The 23,293-nt window shown below is 67.1% G+C and carries 25 protein-coding genes; 13 read left to right on the forward strand and 12 right to left on the reverse strand.

Going from position 1 to position 23,293, the window contains the following annotated elements:
* The first annotated feature begins 34 nt into the window (after window positions 1-34).
* The 4 genes from AC5P74_RS17165 to AC5P74_RS17180 all read left to right on the forward strand — a co-directional run bounded on the left by AC5P74_RS17165 (window position 35) and on the right by AC5P74_RS17180 (window position 3,392).
* Window positions 35-883: a MurR/RpiR family transcriptional regulator gene (locus tag AC5P74_RS17165; RefSeq protein ID WP_053498690.1), complete on the forward strand. Its 849-nt coding sequence runs from the start codon at window positions 35-37 to the stop codon at window positions 881-883.
* 15 nt (window positions 884-898) lie between these two features.
* Window positions 899-1,660, forward strand: coding sequence for a L,D-transpeptidase family protein (locus tag AC5P74_RS17170; protein WP_053498692.1), 762 nt, complete (start codon window positions 899-901; stop codon window positions 1,658-1,660).
* Window positions 1,657-2,958: an APC family permease gene (locus AC5P74_RS17175; RefSeq protein WP_065179423.1), complete on the forward strand. Its 1,302-nt coding sequence runs from the start codon at window positions 1,657-1,659 to the stop codon at window positions 2,956-2,958. The genes AC5P74_RS17170 and AC5P74_RS17175 overlap by 4 nt, the downstream gene beginning before the upstream one ends.
* Before the next feature lie 110 nt (window positions 2,959-3,068).
* Window positions 3,069-3,392 carry a hypothetical protein gene (locus tag AC5P74_RS17180; protein ID WP_005415023.1) on the forward strand — a complete coding sequence of 108 codons (324 nt, stop codon included), beginning with the start codon at window positions 3,069-3,071 and terminating at the stop codon, window positions 3,390-3,392.
* A gap of 100 nt (window positions 3,393-3,492) precedes the next feature.
* Here the strand turns inward: AC5P74_RS17180 and yiaA are convergent, their stop codons facing one another.
* Complete coding sequence (yiaA, locus tag AC5P74_RS17185) at window positions 3,493-3,945, reverse strand: inner membrane protein YiaA (protein ID WP_014645710.1); 453 nt, start codon at window positions 3,943-3,945, stop codon at window positions 3,493-3,495.
* 168 nt (window positions 3,946-4,113) lie between these two features.
* Between yiaA and AC5P74_RS17190 the strand changes: the two genes are divergently transcribed.
* Window positions 4,114-5,280 carry a PQQ-dependent sugar dehydrogenase gene (locus tag AC5P74_RS17190; protein WP_346608018.1) on the forward strand — a complete coding sequence of 389 codons (1,167 nt, stop codon included), beginning with the start codon at window positions 4,114-4,116 and terminating at the stop codon, window positions 5,278-5,280.
* 65 nt (window positions 5,281-5,345) lie between these two features.
* Here the strand turns inward: AC5P74_RS17190 and AC5P74_RS17195 are convergent, their stop codons facing one another.
* From AC5P74_RS17195 to folB, 4 genes are all read right to left on the reverse strand, one after another.
* Window positions 5,346-5,900: a hypothetical protein gene (locus AC5P74_RS17195; protein ID WP_495205004.1), complete on the reverse strand. Its 555-nt coding sequence runs from the start codon at window positions 5,898-5,900 to the stop codon at window positions 5,346-5,348.
* Between the two features lie 128 nt (window positions 5,901-6,028).
* Entirely contained in the window at window positions 6,029-8,203 is a 2,175-nt protein-coding gene (locus AC5P74_RS17200; protein WP_346608016.1) for a glycoside hydrolase family 3 N-terminal domain-containing protein, read from the reverse strand.
* Window positions 8,204-8,331: 128 nt separating this feature from the next.
* On the reverse strand, window positions 8,332-9,603 hold the full coding sequence (locus AC5P74_RS17205) for a mechanosensitive ion channel family protein (protein WP_346608015.1): 1,272 nt from the start codon (window positions 9,601-9,603) through the stop codon (window positions 8,332-8,334).
* A gap of 91 nt (window positions 9,604-9,694) precedes the next feature.
* On the reverse strand, window positions 9,695-10,048 hold the full coding sequence (gene folB / locus AC5P74_RS17210; RefSeq protein ID WP_005415016.1) for a dihydroneopterin aldolase: 354 nt from the start codon (window positions 10,046-10,048) through the stop codon (window positions 9,695-9,697).
* A gap of 516 nt (window positions 10,049-10,564) precedes the next feature.
* Here folB and AC5P74_RS17215 point away from each other — a divergent pair.
* Complete coding sequence (locus AC5P74_RS17215; protein WP_206620657.1) at window positions 10,565-11,218, forward strand: hypothetical protein; 654 nt, start codon at window positions 10,565-10,567, stop codon at window positions 11,216-11,218.
* Window positions 11,219-11,251: 33 nt separating this feature from the next.
* Here the strand turns inward: AC5P74_RS17215 and tsaD are convergent, their stop codons facing one another.
* Entirely contained in the window at window positions 11,252-12,277 is a 1,026-nt protein-coding gene (gene tsaD / locus AC5P74_RS17220) for a tRNA (adenosine(37)-N6)-threonylcarbamoyltransferase complex transferase subunit TsaD (protein ID WP_005415014.1), read from the reverse strand.
* Between the two features lie 166 nt (window positions 12,278-12,443).
* On the opposite strand from tsaD, the gene rpsU reads away from it, so the two are divergent.
* The 6 genes from rpsU (at window position 12,444) to AC5P74_RS17250 (ending at window position 17,591) form a co-directional block, all read left to right on the forward strand.
* On the forward strand, window positions 12,444-12,659 hold the full coding sequence (rpsU, locus tag AC5P74_RS17225; protein ID WP_002808376.1) for a 30S ribosomal protein S21: 216 nt from the start codon (window positions 12,444-12,446) through the stop codon (window positions 12,657-12,659).
* 133 nt (window positions 12,660-12,792) lie between these two features.
* A complete protein-coding gene (locus AC5P74_RS17230) occupies window positions 12,793-13,236 on the forward strand; it encodes a GatB/YqeY domain-containing protein (RefSeq protein ID WP_005415013.1) in 444 nt (147 codons plus the stop codon).
* Between the two features lie 105 nt (window positions 13,237-13,341).
* Window positions 13,342-14,262: a YihY/virulence factor BrkB family protein gene (locus AC5P74_RS17235; RefSeq protein ID WP_005415012.1), complete on the forward strand. Its 921-nt coding sequence runs from the start codon at window positions 13,342-13,344 to the stop codon at window positions 14,260-14,262.
* A 61-nt stretch (window positions 14,263-14,323) separates the two neighbouring features.
* Window positions 14,324-16,063 carry a DNA primase gene (gene dnaG / locus AC5P74_RS17240; RefSeq protein ID WP_005415011.1) on the forward strand — a complete coding sequence of 580 codons (1,740 nt, stop codon included), beginning with the start codon at window positions 14,324-14,326 and terminating at the stop codon, window positions 16,061-16,063.
* 27 nt (window positions 16,064-16,090) lie between these two features.
* Window positions 16,091-16,591, forward strand: a complete 501-nt coding sequence (locus tag AC5P74_RS17245; protein ID WP_253136919.1) for a protein tyrosine phosphatase family protein — start codon at window positions 16,091-16,093, stop codon at window positions 16,589-16,591.
* Between the two features lie 28 nt (window positions 16,592-16,619).
* Window positions 16,620-17,591, forward strand: coding sequence for a bile acid:sodium symporter family protein (locus tag AC5P74_RS17250; protein WP_065179432.1), 972 nt, complete (start codon window positions 16,620-16,622; stop codon window positions 17,589-17,591).
* 115 nt (window positions 17,592-17,706) lie between these two features.
* On the opposite strand, the gene AC5P74_RS17255 is transcribed toward AC5P74_RS17250, so the two are convergent.
* The 5 genes from AC5P74_RS17255 to AC5P74_RS17275 all read right to left on the reverse strand — a co-directional run bounded on the left by AC5P74_RS17255 (window position 17,707) and on the right by AC5P74_RS17275 (window position 22,109).
* Window positions 17,707-18,513: a calcium-binding protein gene (locus tag AC5P74_RS17255; RefSeq protein ID WP_346608014.1), complete on the reverse strand. Its 807-nt coding sequence runs from the start codon at window positions 18,511-18,513 to the stop codon at window positions 17,707-17,709.
* 141 nt (window positions 18,514-18,654) lie between these two features.
* The gene (gene cyoE / locus AC5P74_RS17260; protein WP_053498710.1) at window positions 18,655-19,548 is read right to left on the reverse strand and encodes a heme o synthase; all 894 of its coding nucleotides are present in this window, start codon (window positions 19,546-19,548) and stop codon (window positions 18,655-18,657) included.
* Window positions 19,549-19,552: 4 nt separating this feature from the next.
* Window positions 19,553-20,716, reverse strand: coding sequence for a COX15/CtaA family protein (locus AC5P74_RS17265; protein ID WP_053498712.1), 1,164 nt, complete (start codon window positions 20,714-20,716; stop codon window positions 19,553-19,555).
* 10 nt (window positions 20,717-20,726) lie between these two features.
* Window positions 20,727-21,296, reverse strand: a complete 570-nt coding sequence (locus AC5P74_RS17270) for a redox-active disulfide-containing membrane protein (protein WP_053498714.1) — start codon at window positions 21,294-21,296, stop codon at window positions 20,727-20,729.
* A 96-nt stretch (window positions 21,297-21,392) separates the two neighbouring features.
* A complete protein-coding gene (locus tag AC5P74_RS17275; protein WP_065179435.1) occupies window positions 21,393-22,109 on the reverse strand; it encodes an SURF1 family protein in 717 nt (238 codons plus the stop codon).
* Window positions 22,110-22,166: 57 nt separating this feature from the next.
* Between AC5P74_RS17275 and AC5P74_RS17280 the strand changes: the two genes are divergently transcribed.
* A complete protein-coding gene (locus tag AC5P74_RS17280) occupies window positions 22,167-22,385 on the forward strand; it encodes a twin transmembrane helix small protein (protein ID WP_049416782.1) in 219 nt (72 codons plus the stop codon).
* 20 nt (window positions 22,386-22,405) lie between these two features.
* On the opposite strand, the gene AC5P74_RS17285 is transcribed toward AC5P74_RS17280, so the two are convergent.
* Window positions 22,406-23,281, reverse strand: a complete 876-nt coding sequence (locus tag AC5P74_RS17285) for a cytochrome c oxidase subunit 3 (protein ID WP_005407793.1) — start codon at window positions 23,279-23,281, stop codon at window positions 22,406-22,408.
* Window positions 23,282-23,293: the final 12 nt, after the last annotated feature.

A 23,293-nucleotide genomic window follows, 5' to 3' on the forward strand; every position in this document is an offset into this window, starting at 1 on the left:
CCGCAACGCGCCTACACATGCCCGGACGCCCCGCATGCCGCCCCTGCTGAAGATCCGCACCGAGCGCGGGCAGATGTCTGCCATCGAGCGCCGCATCGCCGACTTCATCCTCGACAACGCCCACCTGCTGCGCGACTACTCATCGCAGCAGCTGGCCAGTGCGCTGGGCATCAGCCAGTCCAGCGTGGTGAAGTTCAGCCAGAAGCTCGGCTTCAAGGGCTACCCGGACCTGAAGTACTCGATCGGCCAGGACGTGGCCCGCGCCGGTGCCGATCCACAACAGGTGCCCAGCGAACCCGACAGCGGCGATGACTACCTGCGCCTGGGCGAGGCCCTGCGCCGCAGCAAGGCGCAGGCCGAGGAGGAAACTCGCCAGGCCAATCCACGCGAGGAGATCGAGCGCATCGTGCAGCTGCTCGACGGCGCACCCAAGCTGTTCGTCCATGGCCTGGGTGACGACGGCCTGTTCGCCCGCGAGTTCGCCATGCGGCTGTCGCTGCTCGGCCTGCTGGTCGTGCCGCATACCGACCCGATCCTGATGCTGGCCAACCTGTCGGCCGCACGCCCCGGCGATGTGCTGCTGGTGTTCTCCGAATTCGGCAACCTGCCGCAGCTTTCGCAGCTGTCGCGGCAGTTCCAGGACATGGGTGGCAAGGTGATTTCCATTACCCGCCACACTGCCAACCCGCTGCGCGCGCATGCTGATGCGGCACTGGCGGTCTGCGCGCACGACCGCACGCCGCAGGTCGCGCAGCTGCTGTACCGTAGCGCCATGCACGCCCTGCTCGATTTCCTGTTCGTGCTGCTCTGCCACACCAATCCGGACCGCCAGCAGCAGCTGGCGGTGAACCTGGAGCGGATCGACCACCTGCTGGATTCCTGACCGGAGCACCTGTTGATGAAATCGCTGGTTCGCCTCGCTACCGCTGCGCTGCTGCTTGCTGCGACGGTGTCCGTTCACGCGGCGCCGCTGGATGGCGCGCGCCAGCTGATCGTGGTCACCAGCGATGGCTGGGACAGCACCGAGGGCCAGCTGCAGGCCTATGTGCGCGATGGCAAGGGCTGGCACGCGCATGGACAGGCGTTCCCGGTGGCGCTCGGCCGCACTGGCAGTGCCTGGGGCCTGGGCCTGCACCCGGCGCAGGCCGACGGCCCGCAGAAGCAGGAAGGCGATGGCCGCAGTCCTGCGGGCGTGTTCGCGCTCGGCAGTGCGTTCGGCTATGCCGTCACACGCCCCGGCACCGCAATGCCTTACCAGCCGATGCTGGACAGCAGCTACTGCATGGACGTGCCCGGTTCGCCGTTCTACAACCGCATCGTCGATGAGAAGAAGGTCGGCAGTGCAGCGATCAAGGGCTCCACCGAGCCGATGCGGCTGGATCTGCACAACAAGGGCGACGTGCGCTACCGGGAGGGCTTCGTCATCGCCCACAACCCGCACAACCAGCCCGGCAAGGGCAGCTGCATCTTCGCCCATCTGTGGCGCACGCCCGGCGAGGCCACCGCCGGCTGTACCGCCATGCCACAAGCGCGCATGCAGGCGCTGCTGGACTGGCTGCGGCCGCAGGATACGCCGCGCTTCGTGCTGCTGCCGCGCACCGAGTACCAGCGTCTGCAGGTGCAGTGGCAGCTGCCCGCGCTGAGCGGAGACGCCCGTTGAGCGCGCAGGACGAACCACAGCTGCAGCGCGCGGTCAGCCGCTGGCAGATCGTCGGCCTGTCGATCAACGATGTGATCGGTAGCGGTATCTACCTGCTGCCGGCCGCCACCGTTGCCCTGCTCGGCCCCTTCAGCCTGTGGGGCGTGGTCGCCGCTGGCATCGTCGTCGCGCTGCTGGTGCTGTGCTACGCGCAGGCCGCCAGCTACTTCGATGAACCCGGGGGCAGCTACCTCTACGCACGCGAGGCCTTCGGCCGCTTCGCAGGGTTCGAGATCGGCTGGATGATCTGGCTGACCCGCATCAGCTCGGCGGCCGCATTGAGCAACGCGCTGGCCGATGCGGTCGCGCGCTTCTGGCCGTGGGCCGGCGCCGGCATGGGTCGCATCGCGGTGATCGTGGTGTCGCTGGGCTTCCTGACCGGCGTCAACATCATCGGCGTGCGCTCGGCCGCGCGCACCGGCGTGGTGCTGGTGATCGGCAAGATGCTGCCGCTGTTGCTGTTCGTGGCCATCGGCGCGTTCTATATCGATCCACAGCTGGCCTTCTCCGGCCAGCGCCCGGACCCGCATGACCTGCAACGGATGGGCGAGGCCGCCCTGCTGCTGCTGTACGCCTACGCCGGCTTCGAGAACATCCCGGCCGCGGCCGGCGAGTACCGCAATCCACGCCGCGATATTCCGTTCGCGCTGATCACCATGATCATCACTGTCACCGTCATCTATGGCGCGGTGCAGGTGGTGGCGCAGGGTACGCTGGCCGGCCTGGCCAGCTCGGCCACGCCGCTGGCCGACGCCGCAGCCGGTTTCGGCGGCGAGGCCCTGGCACTGATCCTCACCATCGGCGCGACCATCTCCATCCTGGGTACCAACAGCAACACGATGATGATGGGCCCGCGATTCCTGTTCGCACTGGCCCGCGATGGCTACGGCCCGAAGATCCTGGCGCAGGTGCATCCGCGCTTCCATACGCCGGCCGCATCGATCCTGTGCCAGGGCCTGATCGCGCTCGGACTGGCGCTGTCCGGTTCGTTCGTGCAGCTCGCCCTGCTGTCGATGACCACGCGCCTGTTCGCCTACATCGGCACCGCTGCCGCCGTCCTGGTGCTGGCCAAGCGCTACGCGGATCGCCCAGGCGCGTTGAAGCTGCCCGGTGGCCCGCTGATTCCGGTGCTGGCGCTGCTGCTGTGCCTGGCCCTGTTCGCCAGTGCCAGCTGGCAGAACATCGCCGCTGCACTGGTCGCGTTCGTCATTGGCGCGGTGATCTACACGCTGCCGCGCAAGGATGCGGACGCCGGGTGAACGGAGCGCCGGGCCATGCCCGGCGGATTGATCTGGCGATCACGCTGTCGGACCGGACCGTTAACCGCCACGCAGGCACGATCAGGCTTCGTCCACAACGGAGCCTTTTCATGACCGAGTACCAGATTCCCGGCCGCGTACCGGACGACAGCACGCCGCGCGACGCGGTCAGCGACTATTGGCGCGAGCGCTACACCGCCGAGCCGTACTACGACGACCAACTGTTCTTCGAGGACTACGAGCCGGCCTACCGGATCGGCCATGCCGCGCGTGCGCAGGACATGATCCGCGCCTACGAGGAAGTGGAGCGCGAACTCGAATCGCGCTGGGCCAGCGAACGTGGCCGCAGTCGCCTGGACTGGGCGCAGGCACGCAACGCCGTGCGCCGTGGCTGGGACGAAGCGCAGCTGGCGGATCCGCGCTTGAAGCGATAGCACCAGGCTGCTGTAGAGCCGAGCCTACGCTCGGCTCTCGCCCCACGTTTAGGGTCGAGCCATGCTCGGCTGAGCCGAGCATGGGTTCGGCGCTACCGAATCATTCCTGTTCCGGCAGCGGCGGCACGATCGCGCTGCGCTTGCTCTCGCCACCACCGGCGGCGATCAGGTCGCGGGTGTTCTTCTGCACAGCCACCGCACCGAACAACGACAACGCATACGCCATGCCGTAGAAGCCCTTCTCGCTGGGTGCCAGCGTGGCGTTCCACAGGCCGACCAGCAGCAGCATCAGCGCCGACAACAACGCGAACCAGCACAGCGCGTAATACAGGCCGCTGACCGGAATGCCTTCGACGCGGTCGCGCACGCTCTTCTGCAGCGACACCGCCGCGAACAGGCCGAACAGCAGCAGGGTCAGGTAGTAGCCCTTCTCGTTGAGCGCCATCGTGGCATTGAACAGGCCGATCAGGTACGCCGCCGCACCCAGCAGCAGGGCCACCCACGAGGCGGCGATGAAGGCGGTGGAGGGCTTGTGAGGCATGGCAGTATTCATTGCAGGTCCTTGGCAGGCAGACGGGCATGCTTTGCCCGGGCGTGCCCACCCTAGACGATCCCGCCGCTGCCGCACAGGGGGCGCAGGACCTTCGGGCCACGACGGTAACGGCTGCGGTGGTATACAAGGAGCAGCCCGGCCATCCGCATCCCCGCCCTGGAGATACCCATGACCCGTACGCCCCTGCTGCTCGCCCTCGGCCTCGTACCGATCCTCGCCACCTCCGCCTGCAACGCCGCCGATCCGGCTTCGGGTACCGCCCAGGCCACAGCGCCCGCAGCCACCGCCACCGACCAGCGGCCGTTCACCGCCACCGAAGTCAGCCGCTTCGACCAGCCCTGGGCGATGACCTTCCTGCCCGACGGCAGCCTGCTGGTCACCGAAAAGCGCGGCACGCTGCAGCACCTGGACCCGGCCAACGGGCAGAAGCACGAAATCACCGGCGTTCCCAAGGTCGCCTATGGTGGCCAGGGTGGCTTCGGCGACATCATCCTGCACCCGGACTTCGCCCGGAATCATGTTGTTTACGTCAGCTACGCCGAGGAAGGCACGCTCGACACCCGCGGTGCCGCGGTGGCCCGGGCCACGCTGGCACTGGATGCCGACGGGGGTGGCCAGCTGAAGGACCTGAAAGTGATCTGGCGGCAGAGCCCCAAGGTCAGCGGCGAGGGCCACTACGGGCATCGCCTCGCGTTCGGCCCGGACGGCAAGCTGTGGATCAGTTCCAGCGAGCGCCAGAAGTTCGATCCGGCCCAGGACATGGGCAGCAACCTCGGCAAGATCATCCGCCTCAACGACGATGGCAGCCTGCCCGCCGACAACCCGTTCGCCTCACAGGGCGGGGTTGCCGCACAGGTGTGGTCGCTGGGCCATCGCAACATCCTGGGCATGGCCTTCGACGCCAACGGCAAGCTGTGGGCGCATGAGATGGGACCCGCCGGTGGCGACGAGTTGAACCTGATCGTGCGTGGCGCCAACTACGGCTACCCGATCGTTTCCAACGGTGACCACTACGACGGCCGTCCGATTCCCGACCACGACACCCGCCCGGAATTCGCCGCCCCGAAGGTGACCTGGACGCCGGTGATCTCGCCGGCCGGCTTCGTGATCTACAGCGGCAGCCTGTTCCCGCAGTGGAAGGGCAGCGGCTTCATCGGCGGCCTGTCGTCCACCTCGCTGGTGCGCGTGGCCTTTGATGGCGACAGCGCGCGCGAAGCCGAACGCTTCAACATGGGCGAGCGCATCCGCGAAGTGGAACAGGGCCCGGATGGCGCCCTGTGGCTGCTGGAAGACGGCAGCAAGGCGCGCCTGCTGAAGCTCACGCCGAAGGCATGAGGTGCCGCCGGCCGCTGGCCGGCACGTTTCTCCGCAACGGCCCCGCGTGGGGGGGCCGTCTGCGTTCACTGGATGGTGATGACCTTCACCTCGGTCTGCGTGCAGGCCTTGTCCAGGCACGTTCCGTTCAACCACACCTGTCCATCGCCAATCATCACGCCCTGCTGGTTGACGAAGACCTTGCCGAAGTCCTGCCCGGACACTGCCTTGACCACCGCCGGGGTAATGATCTTCTCGTAGTTCCGCTGGAACTCACCGGGGCCAGTGATCTTCTTTCCGTCGCTGATGTTCAACGGGAAGCGCACTTGCTCGACCACCGCGGCACGATCACCGCCGACCACGGCGGTCTTGAACGCGTTGAAGACCTTCTCGAACTGCGCGGCATCGCCGAGCAGCGATTCGATGCGCGCACGCGCGTCCTCGGCGGGCGCCTCCGCGGCCGGTGCGGCCGGTGCGGCGGCGGCAGGTTCGGCAGCCGGCGCCGCCAGTTCAGCGGCAGGCGTCGCTGCCGCGTTCGCTTCCATCGGCGGCGGCGCATCCGCCGCAGGCTGCGCCGGCGGCTCAGGCTGCGAACAGGCCGCCAGCAGCAGAGCGGGAATCAGGTAGGCCATCCGGCGCATACGCGCACTCCATCGAAACAGGAAGCCCGATGGTAGCGCCGCCACAGTGACGGCAACAAAAAGGGGACGGAGGGGATTAAGTCGTTAGTGGCACAAACGACTTAATCCCCTCCGTCCCCTTTTTCTGATCAGGCCTTCAGCAGTTCGAACTGCACGGCTTCGCCGGCGGCCGACGAGGCGCAGACCCACAGGTCAAACTGGCCCGGCTCGGCACGCAGCACGCCATCGCGGCCGGTGAACGCCAACTGCTCGCGGGTCAGGGTGAACACCACGTCGGCGGACTCCCCCGGCTGCAGCGCCACCTTGCGGAAGTCCTTCAGCTCACGCACCGGACGCACGCGGCTGGCCACACGGTCGTGGATGTACAACTGCACCACTTCCTCCCCGGCCACATCACCGCTGTTGGTCAGCGTGGTGGTGATGGTCAGGGTGTCGTCCCAGCCAAGCTGCACAGCACTCAGCTGCGGCACGCCGTAGGCGAAGGTGGTGTAGCCGATGCCGTGGCCGAACGGGTACAGCGGCTCGTTCGGAATCTCGCGCCAGCGGGCCTTGAACTCCGACATGGTCGGCAGCTCCGGACGGCCGGTGCGCGGGTGGTTGTAGAAGTACGGCTGCTGGCCGGACACCTGCGGGAAGCTGACCGGCAGGCGGCCGGACGGGCTGTAGTCACCGAACAGCACATCGGCCACGGCATGGCCGGTCTGCGTACCCAGGTACCAGGTCACCGCCACGGCCTGCGCATTGCGCACCGCGCCCTGCAGCGCCAGCGCGCGGCCATTGCGCAGCAGCACCACCAGCGGCTTGCCGGTCATCGCCACGGCCTCGGCCAGTGCCTGCTGTGCCGGCGGCAGGGTGATCTCCACGCGCGACTGTGCTTCACCGCTGTAACGCTGCGGTTCGCCCAGCGCCAGCACCACCACATCGGCGCGCAGCGCGGCAGCCACCGCCGCTTCGGTACCGCCCGGAATGGCCGCTTCCAGTTCGCAGCCCGGCACGATTTCCAGCAGCGCTTCGTCGCCGATGGCGGCACGCACGCCGGTTTCCAGGTCGACGTAACGCTGTTTGTCGCCGAACAGCGTCCAGCAGCCTTCGATGTTCTCGCGGTCCTGCACGAACGGGCCGATCAGCGCGATCTTCTGCCCGGTCTTCTGCAGCGGCAGCACGTTGTCGCGGTTGTTCAGCAGCACGATCGAACGGCGCGCGGCATCGCGCGACAGTTCATCATGCGCAGCGATATGCGAGGTATCCGCTTCGCGCGACGGGTCCAGCGAACGGTACGGGTCGTCGAACAGGCCGATGGTTTCCTTCAGCCACAGGATGCGGCGCACGCCTTCATCCAGCACCGCCATCGGCACTTCGCCGCTCTCGACCAGGCCCGGCAGGTGCTCGGCGTAGAAGCCGCTCTGCATGCTCAGGTCCAGGCCGGCGGTGAACGCCTTGGCGGTGGCATCGCGGTCGTCGGCTGCATAGCCGTGGGCGACCAGCTCCATGTCGGCGGTGTAGTCGGAGATCACCACGCCCGGGAACTTCCATTCGCCGCGCAGGATGTCGGTCAGCAGTTCAGCGTTGGCACTGGCCGGCACGCCGTTGATGTCATTGAACGAGGACATCACGGTGATCGCGCCGGCCTCGAAGGCGGCCTTGAACGGCGGCAGGTGCACATCGCGCAGGGTCTGCGGCGAGATGTCCACCATGTTGTATTCCATGCCGGCCATCACCGCGCCGTAGGCGGCGAAGTGCTTCGGCGTGGCCAGCAGCGAATCGGCGGCGCGCAGGTCGCTGCCCTGGAAGCCACGCACGCGGGCGGCGGCGAACGCACAACCCAGCACCACGTCCTCACCGGCACCTTCGGCACCCCGGCCCCAGCGCTGGTCGCGGGCGATGTCCACGGCCGGGGCATAGGTCCAGTGCAGGCCGGCAGCGGTGGCTTCGATGGCGGTGGCGCGCGCGGTGCGCTCGGCCAGGTCCGGCTCGAAGCTGGCGGCCTCGCCCAACGGAATCGGGAACACGGTACGCATGCCGTGGATGACGTCGGCGGCCAGGATCACCGGGATGCCCAGGCGGCTCTCCTCGGTGGCGACCTGCTGGATGCGGCGGCCCAACTCGGCGCCCACGCCATTGAACAGCGAGCCGACCTTGCCCTCGCGCACCTGCTGCAGTACCTGGTCGGCATTGCGCACGTTGGCTTCCGGGTTCACGTCCGGGGCGAACGGGCGGACCATGTCCGCGAAGACACCCAGCTGGCCGACCTTTTCCTCGACGGTCATCTGGGCAATGAGGGATTCGATGCGATCGGAGGCCACCGGCAGTCCTTGATGAAAACGTTTACAAGCCCAGCATTCTAGCGATCCCGAGCCATTTGGCGAGAGGTTTCTTCGTTCAGTTTCAGCCAACAGCGGGGTCCGTATGGTCCCACCGGGAGCACCGCAGCTTACTCCGAGCCGGCCATCTGGCGCTGCCCGGCCATCAACATGGCATCGCTGGAGGCCTGGAACACCCGCAAGCCGAACGCCGGCAGAATCGCCAGCAGGTGGTCGAAGATGTCCGACTGCACGGCCTCGTACTCGCTCCAGGCGGTGCTGCGGGTGAAGCAGTACAGCTCCAGCGGCAGGCCTTCGGTGGTGGGCTGCAGCTGCCGCACCAGCAGGGTCATGTCGGTATGGATGCCCGGGTGGCTGCGCAGGTAGCGCTCCACGTAGGCGCGGAAGGTGCCCAGGTTGGTCACGCGGCGGCTGTTGACCTCGGCCACGCCCTGCTCGCGCAGGCGCCCGTTCCACTGCCCCAGCTCCTGTTCCTTCTCACGCAGGTAGTCGCGCAGCAGCGCGAATTCGCCGAGGAAGGCCAGGTCGCCCTCGTCCAGGAAGCCGACGCTGTGCTGGTCCAGGTACAGCGCGCGCTTGATCCGGCGGCCACCGGCCTCCTGCATGCCGCGCCAGTTCTTGAACGACTCGGTCACCAGCTTCTTGGTCGGGATGGTGGTGATGGTCTTGTCGAAGTTCTGCACGGTGATGGTGTGCAGGGCGATGTCGATGACGTCACCGTCGGCGTTCTGGCTGGGCATCTCGATCCAGTCGCCGATGCGCACGCGGCCATCGCCACTGATCTGCACGCTGGCCACCAGTGACAGGATGGTGTCCTGGAAGATCAGCATCAGCACCGCGGTGGCCGCGCCGAGGCCGGTGACCAGATAGCGCAGGTCGACGCCGGCCAGGGTAGCGACGATCGACAGGCCGGCGATCACGAAGATGACGATCTTGGCGACCTGCAGGTAGCCCTTGATCGGCTTGTTGCGTGCCTCGGGACGGCGCTCGTACAGATCGTTGGCCGCATCCAGCGCATGCGAGATGGCCAGCACCACGGTCAGGATCGCCCACGCCTGGCAGGCGCCGATGATGAAGCTGACCAGGCCCGGCGGCAGGTCCGGCACGATGCGGATGCCCGAGGCGATCACCTGGCTGGGCACCACGTTGGACAGGCGCGAGATCACCCGCATCAGGTGGCTGCCGCGGCCGGTGTCAGCGCCGGGGAGGCGGCTGAGCAGGCGCCGCAGGCCACGCAGCAGGATGCGCTTGGTCACCCAGTTGGCCAGGCCAGCCGCGATCAGCAGCGCCGAGATCATCAACGCCAGGTAGGCGCCGGGATAGGGTTCCAGTGTGTTCTGCAGCCGTTCCAGCCACTGTACCGCCACCACCGCATCCACCATCAGTTGTCTCCTGTCTGTTTCGTTGTTGCCAAGGTTGCCGGCCAGCGGCCGGCACTACCGGGGTTGTCGGCCAACGGCCGGCACGACCGGGTCAGTCCCGCGAGCGTTCGATGATCACGCCCACCGCGCGCGCGCCGCGCACCGCGCCCGGCTTGCTCAGCTTCAGGCGCAGCCACTTCACGTCGAATTCGTCCAGCACGATCTGCGCGCAACGCTCGGCCAGCGTCTCGACCAGGCCGAACTCCGACTCGCGCACGAACTGCTCCAGGCGCTTGCTCACCGCCTTGTAGTTCAGGGTGTGGGCGATGTCGTCGGTGGCCGCAGGGCGACGGTTGTCGAAGCCCATTTCCAGGTCGAACACCAGGTCCTGGCGGATCCGTCGCTCCCAATCGTAGATACCGATCAGGGCGTCGATCGTCAGCCCCTCGATGAAAACCTTGTCCATTGCGGTTACCAGCGCCAATACAGGCGGCCATGGTAACGGCACGGCGGTGACCCTGCCCGGAACGGGCGACGGGTGGCCGGCACGGGGCGGCCCGGAAAAAACAAAGGGCCCCGCTAGCAGGGCCCTTTGGTACTACCGTTTGTCCCCGGGGGGCTGTTGAACAGCCGCGGGTCCGGTGGCGCAGGCTTTGAAATTGAAGCAGGTCAGGCCTGCTGATCAAGAGGAGATTACGACTGTGCCGGTGTCTCAAAAGACAAAGGGCCCTGCTAGCGGGGCCCTTTGGTACCTCTCAACGTCCCCAGGGGAAGCTGGAATCCAGCCGCGAGTCCCGGAGCACACGCCGCAAGGTTAGGAGTGCCCCCCAGACCAGTCAATTGGCAAATGCGTCACGGCAGACGACCGGCCGAAAAACCGAGCCGATCCACGAAAAAACACTGACGATCATGATGCCGTTTTCTGATGTTCCTGCCTCGTTCCCAGGGTCAACGTGAAACCACGTTCCCTGGGAGTGAGTTGATGAAGGAAAGCAGGATCCTGCAGGCAGCACTATCCCGGCAGAGATGGTCGACCTACGAGCGCATCGCTTCTCGTTGCGTATCCGATCCCGCCACGCTCTATGCCTGGAACATGCAGATGTGTGCTGCTCTCCTGCCACCGTTGCACATCTGTGAAGTTGTGATCCGCAATGCAGCCGCTACGGCGCTGGTGCATCGTTATGGTCGATGCTGGCCCTGGCATCCAGCGCTGCTGCGCAGCCTTCCTGCCGAAGGCGCCCTTGCCTCGCTATGCGAAGTCCGCGGCAGCGCCGGAGCTCCGCGGGATGTACCGGAGGTCATCGCCAAACTGCGATTCGGCTTCTGGCAGCAATTGTTCGCTCGACGGTTCGAGCATTCGATCTGGGCCGGGACCATGGGCCTGGCGCTGCCACACGCACCCTCGGTGCCGCTGTCCGTCCTTCGTCGGTCCATCCATGCCGACCTCGACCGCATCCGCCACCTGCGCAACCGCATCGCCCATCACGAGCCCATCCTCGAGCGCGACATCGGCGCCGATCTGGCCGCGATCGGGCGGCTGATCCATGCGCGCTGCCCGCACACCCTGGGGTGGCTGCAGCGCCATGAGCGGGCGACGACGGTATGGGCGGCGTCGCCGTTGGCCGGGCGTCCGTAAAGCGTCCGCCGGGCGTGGCCCGGCGCTACCGGCTCAGACCGCCGGCAGGGTCGCCATGTCCCAGCGCGGGGTCACATCCACCTTCGGCGGGCTGTGCTGGCCAGCCTGCAGCCGCAGTGCGCCAGCGAAGGCGATCATCGCGCCGTTGTCGGTGCACAGTGCAGGCCGCGGGAAGCAGGCGCGGCCGCCGAGGCGCTCGGCCATCTGCTGCAGGCGGGCGCGCAGGCGCTTGTTGGCACCTACACCGCCGGCAACCACGATCACGTTGGTCCCGGCCGCTTCCAGCGCGCGCTCGCACTTGATTGACAGGGTCTCGACCACCGCGTCCTCAAAGCCCCGGGCAATGTTGGCGCGGGTCTGCTCGCTCTGGTCGCTGTCGCGCCAGGCCATCAGGACCTGGGTTTTCAGGCCGGAGAAGCTGAAATCCAGCCCCGGGCGGTCGGTCATCGGCCGCGCGAAGCGGTACGCGCCCGGCGTGCCCTGCTCGGCCAGCCTGGCCAGCTGCGGGCCGCCCGGGTACGGCAGGCCCATCAGCTTGGCGGTCTTGTCGAAGGCCTCGCCAGCCGCATCGTCCAGGGTTTCGCCCAGCAGGCGGTACTGGCCGATCGCGTCCACCGCCACCAGCTGGGTATGGCCACCGGACACCAGCAGCGCCACGAACGGCGCTTCCGGCGGGTCGTCTTCCATCAGCGGAGCCAGCAGGTGGCCTTCCATATGGTGTACGCCGACGGCCGGTACCTCCAGCGCCCAGGCCAGCGATCGGGCCACGCCGGCGCCGACCAGCAACGCGCCGACCAGACCAGGCCCGGCGGTGTAGGCCACACCATCGATATCGCCCACGCCCAGGCCGGCGTCGGCCAGGGTCTGGCGCACCAGCGGCAGCAGCTTGCGGACGTGGTCGCGGCTGGCCAGCTCGGGCACCACGCCACCGTATTCGGCGTGCAGGGCGATCTGGCTGTAGACCGCATGGGCGCGCAGGGCCGCGCTGCCGGCCAGGTCGGTGTCATACACCGCCACGCCGGTCTCATCACAGGAAGATTCGATGCCAAGGACTCGCATGCCTGCTATTATGACGCCCCTGCCGCCCCCTCGGGGGACGTGCAGATCTCACTGCTTTCGAACCGCCGGCCCGCATTCAGGGTTGGCCGCTTGCAGTTTGTCGATTCGCCGCTATAATGTGCGGCTCGCCGGGCGTGACCCGGTTCTACTGTGTCCCGGAGATTCCATGCCCAGCGTCAAAGTCCGCGAGAACGAGCCCTTCGAGTTTGCTCTTCGCCGCTTCAAGCGCACTTGCGAAAAGGCCGGTGTGCTGGCCGAAACCCGCAAGCGCGAGTTCTACGAAAAGCCGACCCAGGAGCGCAAGCGCAAGGCCGCCGCTGCTGTGAAGCGTCAGCTGCGCCGCTCGTCGCGCGACGTCACCAAGCGTCAGCGCCTGTACTGATCGGACGCATCTTCATTGCGGCGGGCCTGCCCGTCGCGATGGAGCCGAAGCCGGCACGCGCGAGCGTCGCCGGCTTTTTGCGTTTCCGGGTTCGGGCATCCGCCCCGCCCCACCTACCACCACGAGGTTCCTCATGAGCATGAAGCAGCAGCTCACCGAAGACATGAAGGCCGCCATGAAGGCGGGCGAGAAGCACAAGCTGGGCGTGATCCGCCTGATCAATGCCGCCATCAAGCAGCGCGAAGTGGACGAGCGCATCGAGCTGGATGACACCGCCGTGATCGCCGTGCTCGACAAGATGGTCAAGCAGCGCAAGGACTCGGTCAGCCAGTACGAAGCGGCCAACCGCGAAGACCTGGCCGAGATCGAGCGCGCCGAGATCGTGGTCATCGAAGCCTATCTGCCGGCCAAGATGGGCGAAGCCGAGATCGTGGCCGCCATCCAGGCCGCCATCGCCGAGACCGGCGCCTCCGGCCCGGCCGACATGGGCAAGCTGATGGGCGCACTGAAGCCCAAGCTCGCTGGCCAGGCCGACATGGGCCTGGTGTCCAAGCTGGTCAAGCAGCAGCTGGCGTAATCCGGTACACGGAGTCGGATCCCTTTCGCAACGCGAAAGGGCTCTGACCCCATTGATGCACCCGCTTCACCGCACCTTCGTCGCTCGCCTGCTACAACCACACCCATGGTTGAACCCGAGCCCAACGTTCCCGTGTCCCTGCACAAGTACCTCAAGCGTCTGCAGGACAGCTTTCCGATGGCGGTGGCCAAGCGCTTCATCGACGTCGACGTGCTGACCCAGGCCGCCTCCGTTTCCTTCTACGCCCTGCTGTCGATGGCCCCGCTGCTGGTGCTGCTGCTGTGGTTGACCGCTTCGCTGTACCCGCCGGCACAGCAGGCGCTGATCGACCAGATCAGCTCGGTGGCTGGCAGCAGCGCGGCTACGGTGGCCGAAACCGTCCTGAAGAACGCCGACAACCAGCCCGACGTCGGCTCGTTGGCGGGGCTGTGGAGCACGCTGCTGCTGTTCGTCGGCGCCACCGCCGTGTTCGCGCAGCTGCAGAACGCGCTCAACCTGATCTTCCGCACCAGTGGCGAGCGCCTGGAGGGCATCAAGGCCTGGCTGCGCAAGCGTGTGTTCTCGTTCGGCGTGGTGCTGGCCCTGGGCTTCCTGCTGATCCTGTCGATGACTGCCACCACGGTACTGCAGGTGGCCTTCGCGCAACTGCCCTCGATCCTCCCCGCGCTGGGCTACGTCACCAGCCTGCTGCTGTACGCGGTGGGGTTCGCCTTCATGTACCACTACCTGCCCGACCGCCGCGTGGCATGGCGCCAGGCCTTCATCGGCGGCGTCATCACCTCGGCACTGTTCGCACTGGGCCGCTACGGCATCGGCGTCTACATCGCCACCGTGGCCCCCGGCAGTGCCTACGGCTCGATGGGCGCGCTGGTGATCTCACTGGTCTGGATCTATTACGCGACCGTGGTCTTCTTCGTTGGCGCGCTGATGACCGCGGTGATCGATGAGCGCCTGCGCGCGCGCCATCACCTGGCCGCCGCCGGCATCGATCCGGCCACCGCCAGCCAGGTGCCCGACAGGGGGTAAACTAGGGCAACCGCCCCCGGTTCCGTCGCGTGGTCCTGTACCGCGCCCTGCCCTGTTGCCCATGGCCCGTATCCCCGACGCTTTCATCGACGACCTGCTGGCCCGCACCGACATCGTCGAGGTGGTGGGCAGCCGCGTGCCGTTGAAGCGCCAGGGCAAGGAATACGCCGCACGCTGCCCGTTCCATGACGAGCGCTCGGCCTCGTTCACGGTCTCGCCCACCAAGCAGTTCTATCACTGCTTCGGCTGCGGCGCGCACGGCACCGCGATCAGCTTCCTGATGAACTACGACCGCCTCGAGTTCCTCGACGCGGTGGATGAACTGGCCAAGCGTGCCGGCATGGACGTGCCGCGCAACGAAAACCCGCGCAGCCCCCAGCAGCAGGACGACAGCCGCGAGCTGTACTCGGCGCTGGACGCCGCCACCAGGTTCTTCCAGAAGAATCTGGAAGGCAGCGAGAAGGCACGCGCGTATCTGGAAAGCCGTGGCGTGGACGAAGCGAACCGCGCGCGCTTCCAGATCGGCTACGCACCGGATGGCTACAGCGGCCTGCGCGATGCGCTGGGCAAGGACGAGCGCCGCATGAAGCTGCTCGACCGCGCCGGCCTGTTCTCCAAGAACGATCGCGGCCACGTCTACGACAAGTTCCGCGACCGGGTGATGTTCCCGATCTTCGACCGCCGTGGCCGGGTGATCGCCTTCGGTGGCCGCGTGTTCGAGAAGGACGACGGCCCCAAGTACCTCAACTCGCCCGAGACCGCGCTGTTCCACAAGGGCCGCGAACTGTACGGCCTGTGGCAGGTGCGCCAGGCCAACCAGAAGATCGAGCGGTTGATCGTGGTCGAAGGCTACATGGACGTGGTCTCGCTGTTCCAGTTCGGGGTCACCCAGGCGGTGGCGACGCTGGGCACGGCGACCACGCCGGACCATGCCGAGCTGCTGTTCCGCAACGCGCCGGACGTGTTCTTCTGCTTCGACGGCGATGCCGCCGGCCGCCGAGCCGGCTGGAAGGCCCTGGAGTCGGTGCTGCCGCGCATGAAGGACGGCCGCCAGGCGTTCTTCCTGTTCCTGCCCGATGGCGAGGACCCGGACAGCATCGTGCGCAAGGAAGGCGCCGAGGCCTTCAACGAGCGCCTGAAGCAGGCCACGCCGCTGTCGCAGTTTTTCTTCGATGAACTGACCCGCGAGATCAACCTGGGCACGCTGGACGGCAAGGCACGCCTGGCCGAACGCGCAAAGCCGATGCTGGCGCAGATTCCCGACGGTGCCTTCGGCGACCTGATGAAGCAGCAGCTGGCGCAGCTGACCGGCCTGGGCGGCACTGCCCAGGCCACGCGCGCGCCGATGCCGCAACGCCAGCCACAGCGGACGATCCAGCCGGTGGCCAAGCGCAGCCTGGTGCGCGGCGCGATCGCCGTGCTGCTGCAGCAGCCGTCGCTGGCGCTGACCCTGGGCGGAAAGCATCACTTCCAGGGCCTGCGACTGCCGGGCGTGGAGCTGCTGCTGGAACTGCTGGGGCTGGTCGAACAGCGCCCGGACATCAGCACCGGCGCCCTGCTGGAACACTTCGACGGCCGCGAGGAACAGGCGTCGCTGCACACCCTGGCGGCACAGACCCTGCCTGGCACCGAGGCCAGCTGGACCCAGGAACTGCACGACGCGGTGGCACAGCTGGAGAAACAGCTGCTGGTGCAACGTCTGGAGGAGTTGTTGGCAAAGCAGCGCCAGCAGGGCCTGGATGATACTGACAAATACGAACTGCGCGAGCTGCTGAAGGCCCGCGCCGGGCTGCGCCTGTAGCGGCAGAACGTTTTCACGGAGAGGACCATGCTGCTGCGCCTGACCTGCCTGCTGTTGTTGTCGCTCTGCCTGCCACTGGCGGCCCTGGCCGCAGATGGCCCGCTCAGGGAAGTCCGGCCGGGCCTGTATGCCGGCGGCCAGCCCTCCGCCGCACAACTGGGCGAACTTGCCGCGCAGGGCGTGCGCACCGTGATCGACCTGCGCCAGCCCGGCGAGGACCGGGGTTTCGACGAAACGCGCGTTGCCGAATCATTGGGCCTGCGCTACGTGCGCATTCCGGTGTCCGGTGCCGAGGGGCTCGATGCCGCCAACGTGCGCGCCGTGCACCAGGCCCTGCGGCAGAGCCAGGGGCCTGTGCTGCTGCACTGTGCGTCCGGCAACCGCGCCGGCGCCGTGCTCGGCCTGGTCAACGCACGCTACGAACATGCCAGCCCCGAACAGGCCCTTCAGCTGGGCCAGCGTGCTGGCCTGACCTCGCTGGAAGCCGCCACCCGCCAACGCCTGGCCACGCCGGTCACCTCACCCTGAACCCTCCGCACCAAGGACTCTGCCCACCATGACCCGCTGGTGGTCGCGCCTGCGACCGGACAACTTCACCCTCGCCCTGCTGTGCACCGTCGGCCTGGCCTCCCTGCTGCCGATGAAGGGCGCCGCCGCCATCGTCCTGGACGATGTCACCACCGTCGCCATCGCTGCACTGTTCTTCCTGCATGGCGCGCGCCTGCCACGTGAGTCGATCATTGGCGGCATGCTGCACTGGCGGCTGCACCTGACCATCCTCGCCTGCACCTTCCTCCTGTTCCCGCTGCTCGGGCTGATGTTCAAGCCGCTATCGGGCTGGCTGCTGACCCCGGAGCTGTACCTGGGCGTGCTGTTCCTGTGCACCCTGCCCTCCACCGTGCAGTCGTCCATCGCGTTCACCTCGATGGCGCATGGCAACGTGCCCGCAGCGGTGTGCAGTGCCTCGTTGTCGAGCATTCTCGGCGTATTCCTGACCCCGCTGCTGCTGACCGCGCTGGCGGGCACCTCCGGCGGCGTGCACGACCCGCTGCATGCGATCGGCGGCATCATGCTGCAGCTGCTGGTGCCGTTCGTGGCCGGCCACCTGCTGCGGCCGTGGATTGCCGGCTGGGTGGAAAAGCAGCGCGCGCTGCTGCGTTACACCGACCAGGGCACGATCCTGCTGGTGGTGTATTCGGCGTTCGGCGAGGCGGTGACCGAAGGACTGTGGAGCAAGACGCCGCTGCTCTCGTTGCTGGCCGTAGCAGTGGTGGCCGCCGTGCTGCTCGGCATCGCCATGCCGCTGATCACCTTCATCGCCCGCCGCCTGCGTTTCAACCGCGAGGACGAGATCGCCATCGTGTTCTGCGGCTCGAAGAAGAGCCTGGCCACCGGCGTGCCGATCGCCAAGGTGCTGTTCGCCGGCGGCAGCCTCGGCGCCATCGTGCTGCCGGTGATGATCTACCACCAGATCCAGCTCATCGTCTGCGGCGTGATCGCGCAGCGGTACGCGAAGCGCGCGCCCTGACCCGACGGGAGGACATCCACGCATGGCGTGGATCTACTGTAGAGCCGAGCCCGCGCTCGGCCAACACCTGTGATCCGGAGTAGATCCACGCCATGCGTGGAGGGTTTGCCTGACGCTACGGATCCACCAGCGTCCCGACGCTCAGTTCCTGCATCCATACCCATAGGTCGTACGGCCGTTCCGCACCGGCAGCGACCCGCGGCCCCGTGGCAACCTGCTCTCGAAGTGGCCGCGCCATGCAACCGCCCGCGCATCCCCACGTCTGACCACGTTGCGCGCCCAACCGTACGCTGTAGATATCCAGGTCCCGCAGCTGCGACGCCATCGGATGCATCTGCATTTCTGGCGGCATACCTTGCGGCCTTTGCAGCATCGCGTGCACGTTACCAGTCAGCACCAGCATGCGCGTATTGGCCGGTAGGCCTCGATAGAGCCGCCGCAACTCGGCTGCCATGAGGTCACCGCGTACCTGGTTGCCGCCTTTGCTGGCGTTGACGTCATAGCCAACGACGTCGATCACACGTCCCTGCGACTTCAGCACGCGTAGGCTTTCGATCATTGCCAGCATGTCGCGGCTGCGACGGCCATCATGCTGGTCATCGCGCACGGTCCAGAACGCACGCCCGCGCAGATGCTGGCGTGCCTTCTCCCCGCCATCGGAAGCCAGGTAATCGCGCAGCGTGGAGGTTTCCCCGCGTGGCAGTTCCAGCGCCAGCAGGACCGGCCCGGTGCGGCTGTAGTCATCCACCAGCTGCCGCACCAGCAGCGGCGTCTCGCGGGTTCCATGGAATTCGCCCAGCACCAGCAGGCGGTGATCACCGGCGTGCTGGCGGATCTGCGCGGCGGTGTCGTCGGCATGCGCGGTCACGGCCATGCCCAGCGCCAGCATCAGCGCGGTGGTCCAACGGAAGATCGTATGCATCCCTGCTCGCTCCATTCCTTGGGGTCAGGAACAGCAATGGCGACGCCGCTGGAAGAGATCAAGTGCAGAGCCGAGCCCACGCTCGGCTGCTCTTCCAATCCCCCCTCAGCCGAGCATGGGCTCGGCTCTACAGGTGGTGCTTCACAACCAGGGCAGGATCCAGTGGTCGACCAGCAGGAAGGCGAACAGCGCCATCAGGTAGACGATGGAGTAATAGAACATCTTCATCGAGAACAGCTCATCCGGTGGGTCGAGCATGCGCCAGGCGTACCAGAGGAACACGGCATTGAGCACGATCGCGCCGCCCAGGTAGAACGCACCGCTCATGCCCACCAGGTAGGGCAACAGGCAGACCAGCGCCAGCACCACCGAATACACCATGATCTGCTTGCGGGTGTGCGCCACGCCGTGGGTCACCGGCAGCATCGGGATCTCCGCCTTGGCATAGTCCTCGCGGCGGAAGATCGCCAGCGCCCAGAAATGCGGTGGCGTCCAGATGAAGATGATCAGCACCAGCAGCGACGAGTATGCCCAGTCCGACGAGCCCTGCATGCCGGTCACCGCAGCCCAGCCCAGCATCGGCGGCATCGCGCCGGCCAGGCCACCGATGACGATGTTCTGCGAGGTCGCACGCTTCAGGTACACGGTGTAGATCACCGCGTAGCCGATCAGCGAGGCGAAGGTCAGCACCGCAGTGATCAGGTTCACCCACAGCACCAGGATGGTCATCGACAGCACGATCAGCACGCCGGCGAACACCAGCACCTGCCATGGCTTGACCTTGCCGACCACCAGCGGGCGCCACGACGTGCGTGCCATCTGCGCATCGATGTGCGCATCCAGCAACTGGTTGATCGCAGCGGCCGCCGAAGCGGCCAGCCAGATGCCGAGGAAGCCGAGCAGGCCGGCGCGCACCTGCTCCCAGCTGGGCACGCCCGGGACAGCCAGGACCATGCCGACCAGGGCAGTGAAGACAATGAGGGCGACAACCTTGGGCTTGGTCAGGTCCCAGTACTGGCGGTAGTTGGAAAACATGGAATCAGTCCGGGGCGCGCAGGCGGGCCAGCAGGCTGACCAGCACGAACAACAGGGCAACGGCCACGCCGTTGTGGGCCACGGCCACTTCCAGTGGCAGCGCCAGCTTCACATTGAGGATGCCGAGGGTGACCTGCAGCACCAGCAGCGCGATCAGCGCGCTGGCCCAGCCGCGCATGCTCGGCAACCGGAACAGGCGCCCGCCCAGCCACAGCAGGTAGATGGCCACCACCGCCGCGAACAGGCGGTGCGCCATCTGGATGGCGATACGCGAGGCGCCATCCAGCACGCCGCCTTCGTAGTCCACGCCGATGCCACGCCACAGGGTGAAGCCTTCGACGAAGTTGTGCTGCGGCCACCACTGGTTGGCACAGCGCGGGAAGTTGTCCAGCGATGCACTGCCGCCGCCGCAGGCCAGCGCCGCGTAGTTGGCACTGACCCAGCCGCCCAGTGCGATCTGGGTGACCAGCACCGCCAGGCCGATGCGCAGCAGCCACTTCAGCTTCGGTGCCTCGGCCAGAGTGATCGGCATGTGCGTCGCACGCCAGGCCATCCAGGCCAGCAGCGCGAACATCAGCATGCCGCCCAGCAGATGGCCCATCACCACGATGGGTTTGAGCAGCAGGGTCACCGTCCACATGCCCAGCAGGGCCTGGAAGATCACCACCGCCAGGGTCAGCAGTGCAGCGCGTGCCAGGTCGATGTTGCTCCAGCGCAGCGCGGCGATCAGCAGGATCGCCTCGCCGACCAGAGCCAATGCGCTGGCGGTGCCATGCCAGCCCATCATGTACAGCGGTATGCCAGCGGCCACCAGCACGCAGGCGGTCACCACTGCCGTGGTTCCAAAGCGGCGCTTGCGCGTGGCCAGCAGGGCCAGGGTCAGGATCTCGATGCCCAGCGCGCCGGCCAGGAAGCGGTGCACCTGCTCACGCCAGGCCTTGTGGGTCTCCAGCGGGCGGATCTCCGCCGCCGGGTGGCCGATGGTCTCTTCCACGTGCTGCGGCCAGGTGGCCTGGCCATAGCAGGTCGGCCAGTCCGGACAGCTCAGGCCGGCATCGGACAGGCGTACGAACGCGCCGAACATGATCGTGCTCGCGGTCATGATCATGGCGAACCACGCCAGGCGGTGGAAATTGCGGTGCAGCGCCGGACGCGCGGAAAGGCTCATCAAACGGGACTCACTTCAGTTTCAGCAACGTGGCCATGTCCTTGCGCAGGCCACCCAGGTCGGAACCCGGGGCATGGCGCATGATCACGAAGCCGTTCGGATCGATCACGTAGACCGGCAGTCCCGCCGGATCATCGACGCCCGGCAACGCCGCGCGCAGGGCTGGCGACGGAGCCAGCGGCCGCAGCGCGGGCAGCGAGGCGATCGACGCCGGTGGCGTACCCAGCCACAGGATCTCGACATTATCGGCGTTATGGCCGAACAGCTGCCACACCTTGCCCAGTCCCTGCGACAAAGTGACGCACTGCGCCTCACAGGCACCGGCCGGTGCCACCAGCAGGCGCCAGGTGCGGGCCTCGGGGTTCCAGGGATAGGGCTGGCCGCTGGCCAGGGTCGGCGTCTGCTGGCGCAGATCGACCGGCGGCTTCAGCAGCTGTCCCGCATTGCGGTGGCCGGTGGGCTGCCAGCCGGAGAAGCGCAATACCGCGGCCAGCGCCATCGCCCCGAAGAACACGGCAAACAGCAGCACCAGGGTCCGGCGGCCGGAGCCGCGCGCCTGCGGGGACGTAGCAGTGTTCATGTGGGGCATTTTCTCATGGTTGGGTAAACGATGCCGGTAGTGCCGGCCGCTGGCCGGCATCCAGGAATCCGAGTGCGTGCCCGCCAGCGGCCGGCACTACCCGGCGATGGGCCGTCTCCTGCGCCGCTCCAGCACCAGCGCCACCACCAGCACGGTCAGGGCCAGGCCGAACCACTGCACGGCGTAGCCCAGGTGTCGCTGCGGTGGCAGCGTATTTGGCAGCAGGTCCATGTCACGCTCGTCGCCGAAGGGCAGCGCCGGGTCCAGTCGCAGGACCCGCTCGGGCAGTGTTGGCAGGCCCAGCGCTGCGGCGAGGCCCTCGGCCGGCAAGCGGCTGGCCAGCCAGCGCCCCGCCTCACCGGTGGCCGAGAACGGCGGACCCAGTACCAGCCCCGCCGAAGGCGGTGGCGCCAGCAACCCGCGCACCACCACCGGCGAAGGCGGCGCCGGTATGTCCGGCAGCGTGCGATCCGGCGGCAGCGCGCGCCAGCCAAGATCGACCAGCAGCACGCTGCCTTCGTCACTGCGGAACGGGCGATAGATCTTTACGCCGGCACGGCCATGCCGGGTCTGGTTGTCCAGCAGCACCACGCCAGGCAGGAAGCGACCGTGATCGGCCACACCGTGCAACGCACCGGGGGCTGCCAGAGCCTGGGCCAGCGGCAGCGCCTGTGCCACCGCTGGCCCCTGCGCATCCAACATTGACTGTTTGGCATGCATGCGCTGCAGCTGCCACAGCCCCAATGCAGTGAAACCGGCCATCGCCAGCACGGCCAGCAGCCATCCGAGCACGCGCGTGTGCTGGCGCATCATGACAAGTCCACGCAAACGCGGTCAGATAGGCACATCCACCCTGCCCTCGAGCCGCGCATGAGTGATTCGCTGAAGACCCTGCTGGTAATCGCGTTTCTGATCGTCATCGTCTGGAACCTGGGCGCCGGCCTGTATTACCTGCTGGTCGACCGCGGGCAGACCAAGCGCACGGTCAACGCACTGACACGTCGCATCGCGGTGTCGGTGGCGTTGATCGTACTGGTGATCGTGAGCATCTACATGGGCTGGATCAAGCCGCACGGCGTCGGCGGCTGAGGCCACCGATGCGTGCGTGGTCAAAGCACGTAGACGAACAGGAACAGCATCAGCCACACCACGTCGACGAAGTGCCAGTACCACGCGGCCGCTTCAAAACCGAAATGGTTGTCGCGGGTGAAGTGTCCCTTGGCCGAACGCAGCCACATCACGATCAACATGATCGTGCCCAGCAGCACGTGCGCACCGTGGAAGCCGGTCAGCATGAAGAACGTCGAACCGTAGATGCCCGAGCCCAGCGTCAGGTTCAGCTCCTTGTAGGCGTGGATGTACTCTTCCGCCTGCAGGGTCAGGAAACCGAGGCCGAGCACCACGGTCAGGCCCAGCCAGATCAGCAACTGGCGGCGGTTGCCGGCCTTCAACGCGTGATGGGCGATGGTCAGGGTCACGCCTGAGGTGAGCAGGATCAGCGTATTGATCAGCGGCAGGCCCCACGCCGGGATGGTCTGGAAGGCACCACCGATCGCCGCCGGGCCATTGGTCGGCCATCCGGCGGAGTAGCCCTGCCAGAGCAGCTCGTTGGTCATCACCCCGCGGCCTTCGCCACTGAGCCACGACAGGCCCAGGTTGCGGGTGTAGAACAGCGCGCCGAAGAAGGCGCCGAAGAACATCACCTCGGAGAAGATGAACCAGATCATCCCCATCCGGAACGAGCCATCGACCTGGTGGTTGTAGTTGCCGGCCTGCGATTCGCGCACCACGTCGCTGAACCACCAGAACAGGGTCAACACCAGCATCGCGATGCCGATGTAGAACGTCCAGCGCCCCCAGCTGGCATCGTTGAGCCAGCTGGCCACGCCCACCATGGTCACCATCATCGCGATGGACCCCACGAAGGGCCATTTGCTCTGGGCCGGGACGAAGTACACGTTGGCGTCGGTTGGTGTCTGGGCCATGTCGGTATCCGG

It is taken from the genome of Stenotrophomonas sp. YJH_SMC_94-11 (assembly GCF_059370435.1).

Coding starts and splice junctions, on each gene's coding strand:
- AC5P74_RS17165 (WP_053498690.1), top strand. CDS start 35: ATGCCGCCCCTGCTGAAGATCCGCACCGAGCGCGGGCAGATGTCTGCC.
- AC5P74_RS17170 (WP_053498692.1), top strand. CDS start 899: ATGAAATCGCTGGTTCGCCTCGCTACCGCTGCGCTGCTGCTTGCTGCG.
- AC5P74_RS17180 (WP_005415023.1), top strand. CDS start 3,069: ATGACCGAGTACCAGATTCCCGGCCGCGTACCGGACGACAGCACGCCG.
- yiaA (WP_014645710.1), bottom strand. CDS start 3,945: ATGAATACTGCCATGCCTCACAAGCCCTCCACCGCCTTCATCGCCGCC.
- AC5P74_RS17190 (WP_346608018.1), top strand. CDS start 4,114: ATGACCCGTACGCCCCTGCTGCTCGCCCTCGGCCTCGTACCGATCCTC.
- AC5P74_RS17195 (WP_495205004.1), bottom strand. CDS start 5,900: ATGCGCCGGATGGCCTACCTGATTCCCGCTCTGCTGCTGGCGGCCTGT.
- AC5P74_RS17205 (WP_346608015.1), bottom strand. CDS start 9,603: ATGGTGGATGCGGTGGTGGCGGTACAGTGGCTGGAACGGCTGCAGAAC.
- folB (WP_005415016.1), bottom strand. CDS start 10,048: ATGGACAAGGTTTTCATCGAGGGGCTGACGATCGACGCCCTGATCGGT.
- AC5P74_RS17215 (WP_206620657.1), top strand. CDS start 10,565: ATGAAGGAAAGCAGGATCCTGCAGGCAGCACTATCCCGGCAGAGATGG.
- tsaD (WP_005415014.1), bottom strand. CDS start 12,277: ATGCGAGTCCTTGGCATCGAATCTTCCTGTGATGAGACCGGCGTGGCG.
- rpsU (WP_002808376.1), top strand. CDS start 12,444: ATGCCCAGCGTCAAAGTCCGCGAGAACGAGCCCTTCGAGTTTGCTCTT.
- AC5P74_RS17230 (WP_005415013.1), top strand. CDS start 12,793: ATGAGCATGAAGCAGCAGCTCACCGAAGACATGAAGGCCGCCATGAAG.
- AC5P74_RS17235 (WP_005415012.1), top strand. CDS start 13,342: ATGGTTGAACCCGAGCCCAACGTTCCCGTGTCCCTGCACAAGTACCTC.
- dnaG (WP_005415011.1), top strand. CDS start 14,324: ATGGCCCGTATCCCCGACGCTTTCATCGACGACCTGCTGGCCCGCACC.
- AC5P74_RS17245 (WP_253136919.1), top strand. CDS start 16,091: ATGCTGCTGCGCCTGACCTGCCTGCTGTTGTTGTCGCTCTGCCTGCCA.
- AC5P74_RS17250 (WP_065179432.1), top strand. CDS start 16,620: ATGACCCGCTGGTGGTCGCGCCTGCGACCGGACAACTTCACCCTCGCC.
- AC5P74_RS17255 (WP_346608014.1), bottom strand. CDS start 18,513: ATGCATACGATCTTCCGTTGGACCACCGCGCTGATGCTGGCGCTGGGC.
- cyoE (WP_053498710.1), bottom strand. CDS start 19,548: ATGTTTTCCAACTACCGCCAGTACTGGGACCTGACCAAGCCCAAGGTT.
- AC5P74_RS17265 (WP_053498712.1), bottom strand. CDS start 20,716: ATGAGCCTTTCCGCGCGTCCGGCGCTGCACCGCAATTTCCACCGCCTG.
- AC5P74_RS17270 (WP_053498714.1), bottom strand. CDS start 21,296: ATGAACACTGCTACGTCCCCGCAGGCGCGCGGCTCCGGCCGCCGGACC.
- AC5P74_RS17275 (WP_065179435.1), bottom strand. CDS start 22,109: ATGATGCGCCAGCACACGCGCGTGCTCGGATGGCTGCTGGCCGTGCTG.
- AC5P74_RS17280 (WP_049416782.1), top strand. CDS start 22,167: ATGAGTGATTCGCTGAAGACCCTGCTGGTAATCGCGTTTCTGATCGTC.
- AC5P74_RS17285 (WP_005407793.1), bottom strand. CDS start 23,281: ATGGCCCAGACACCAACCGACGCCAACGTGTACTTCGTCCCGGCCCAG.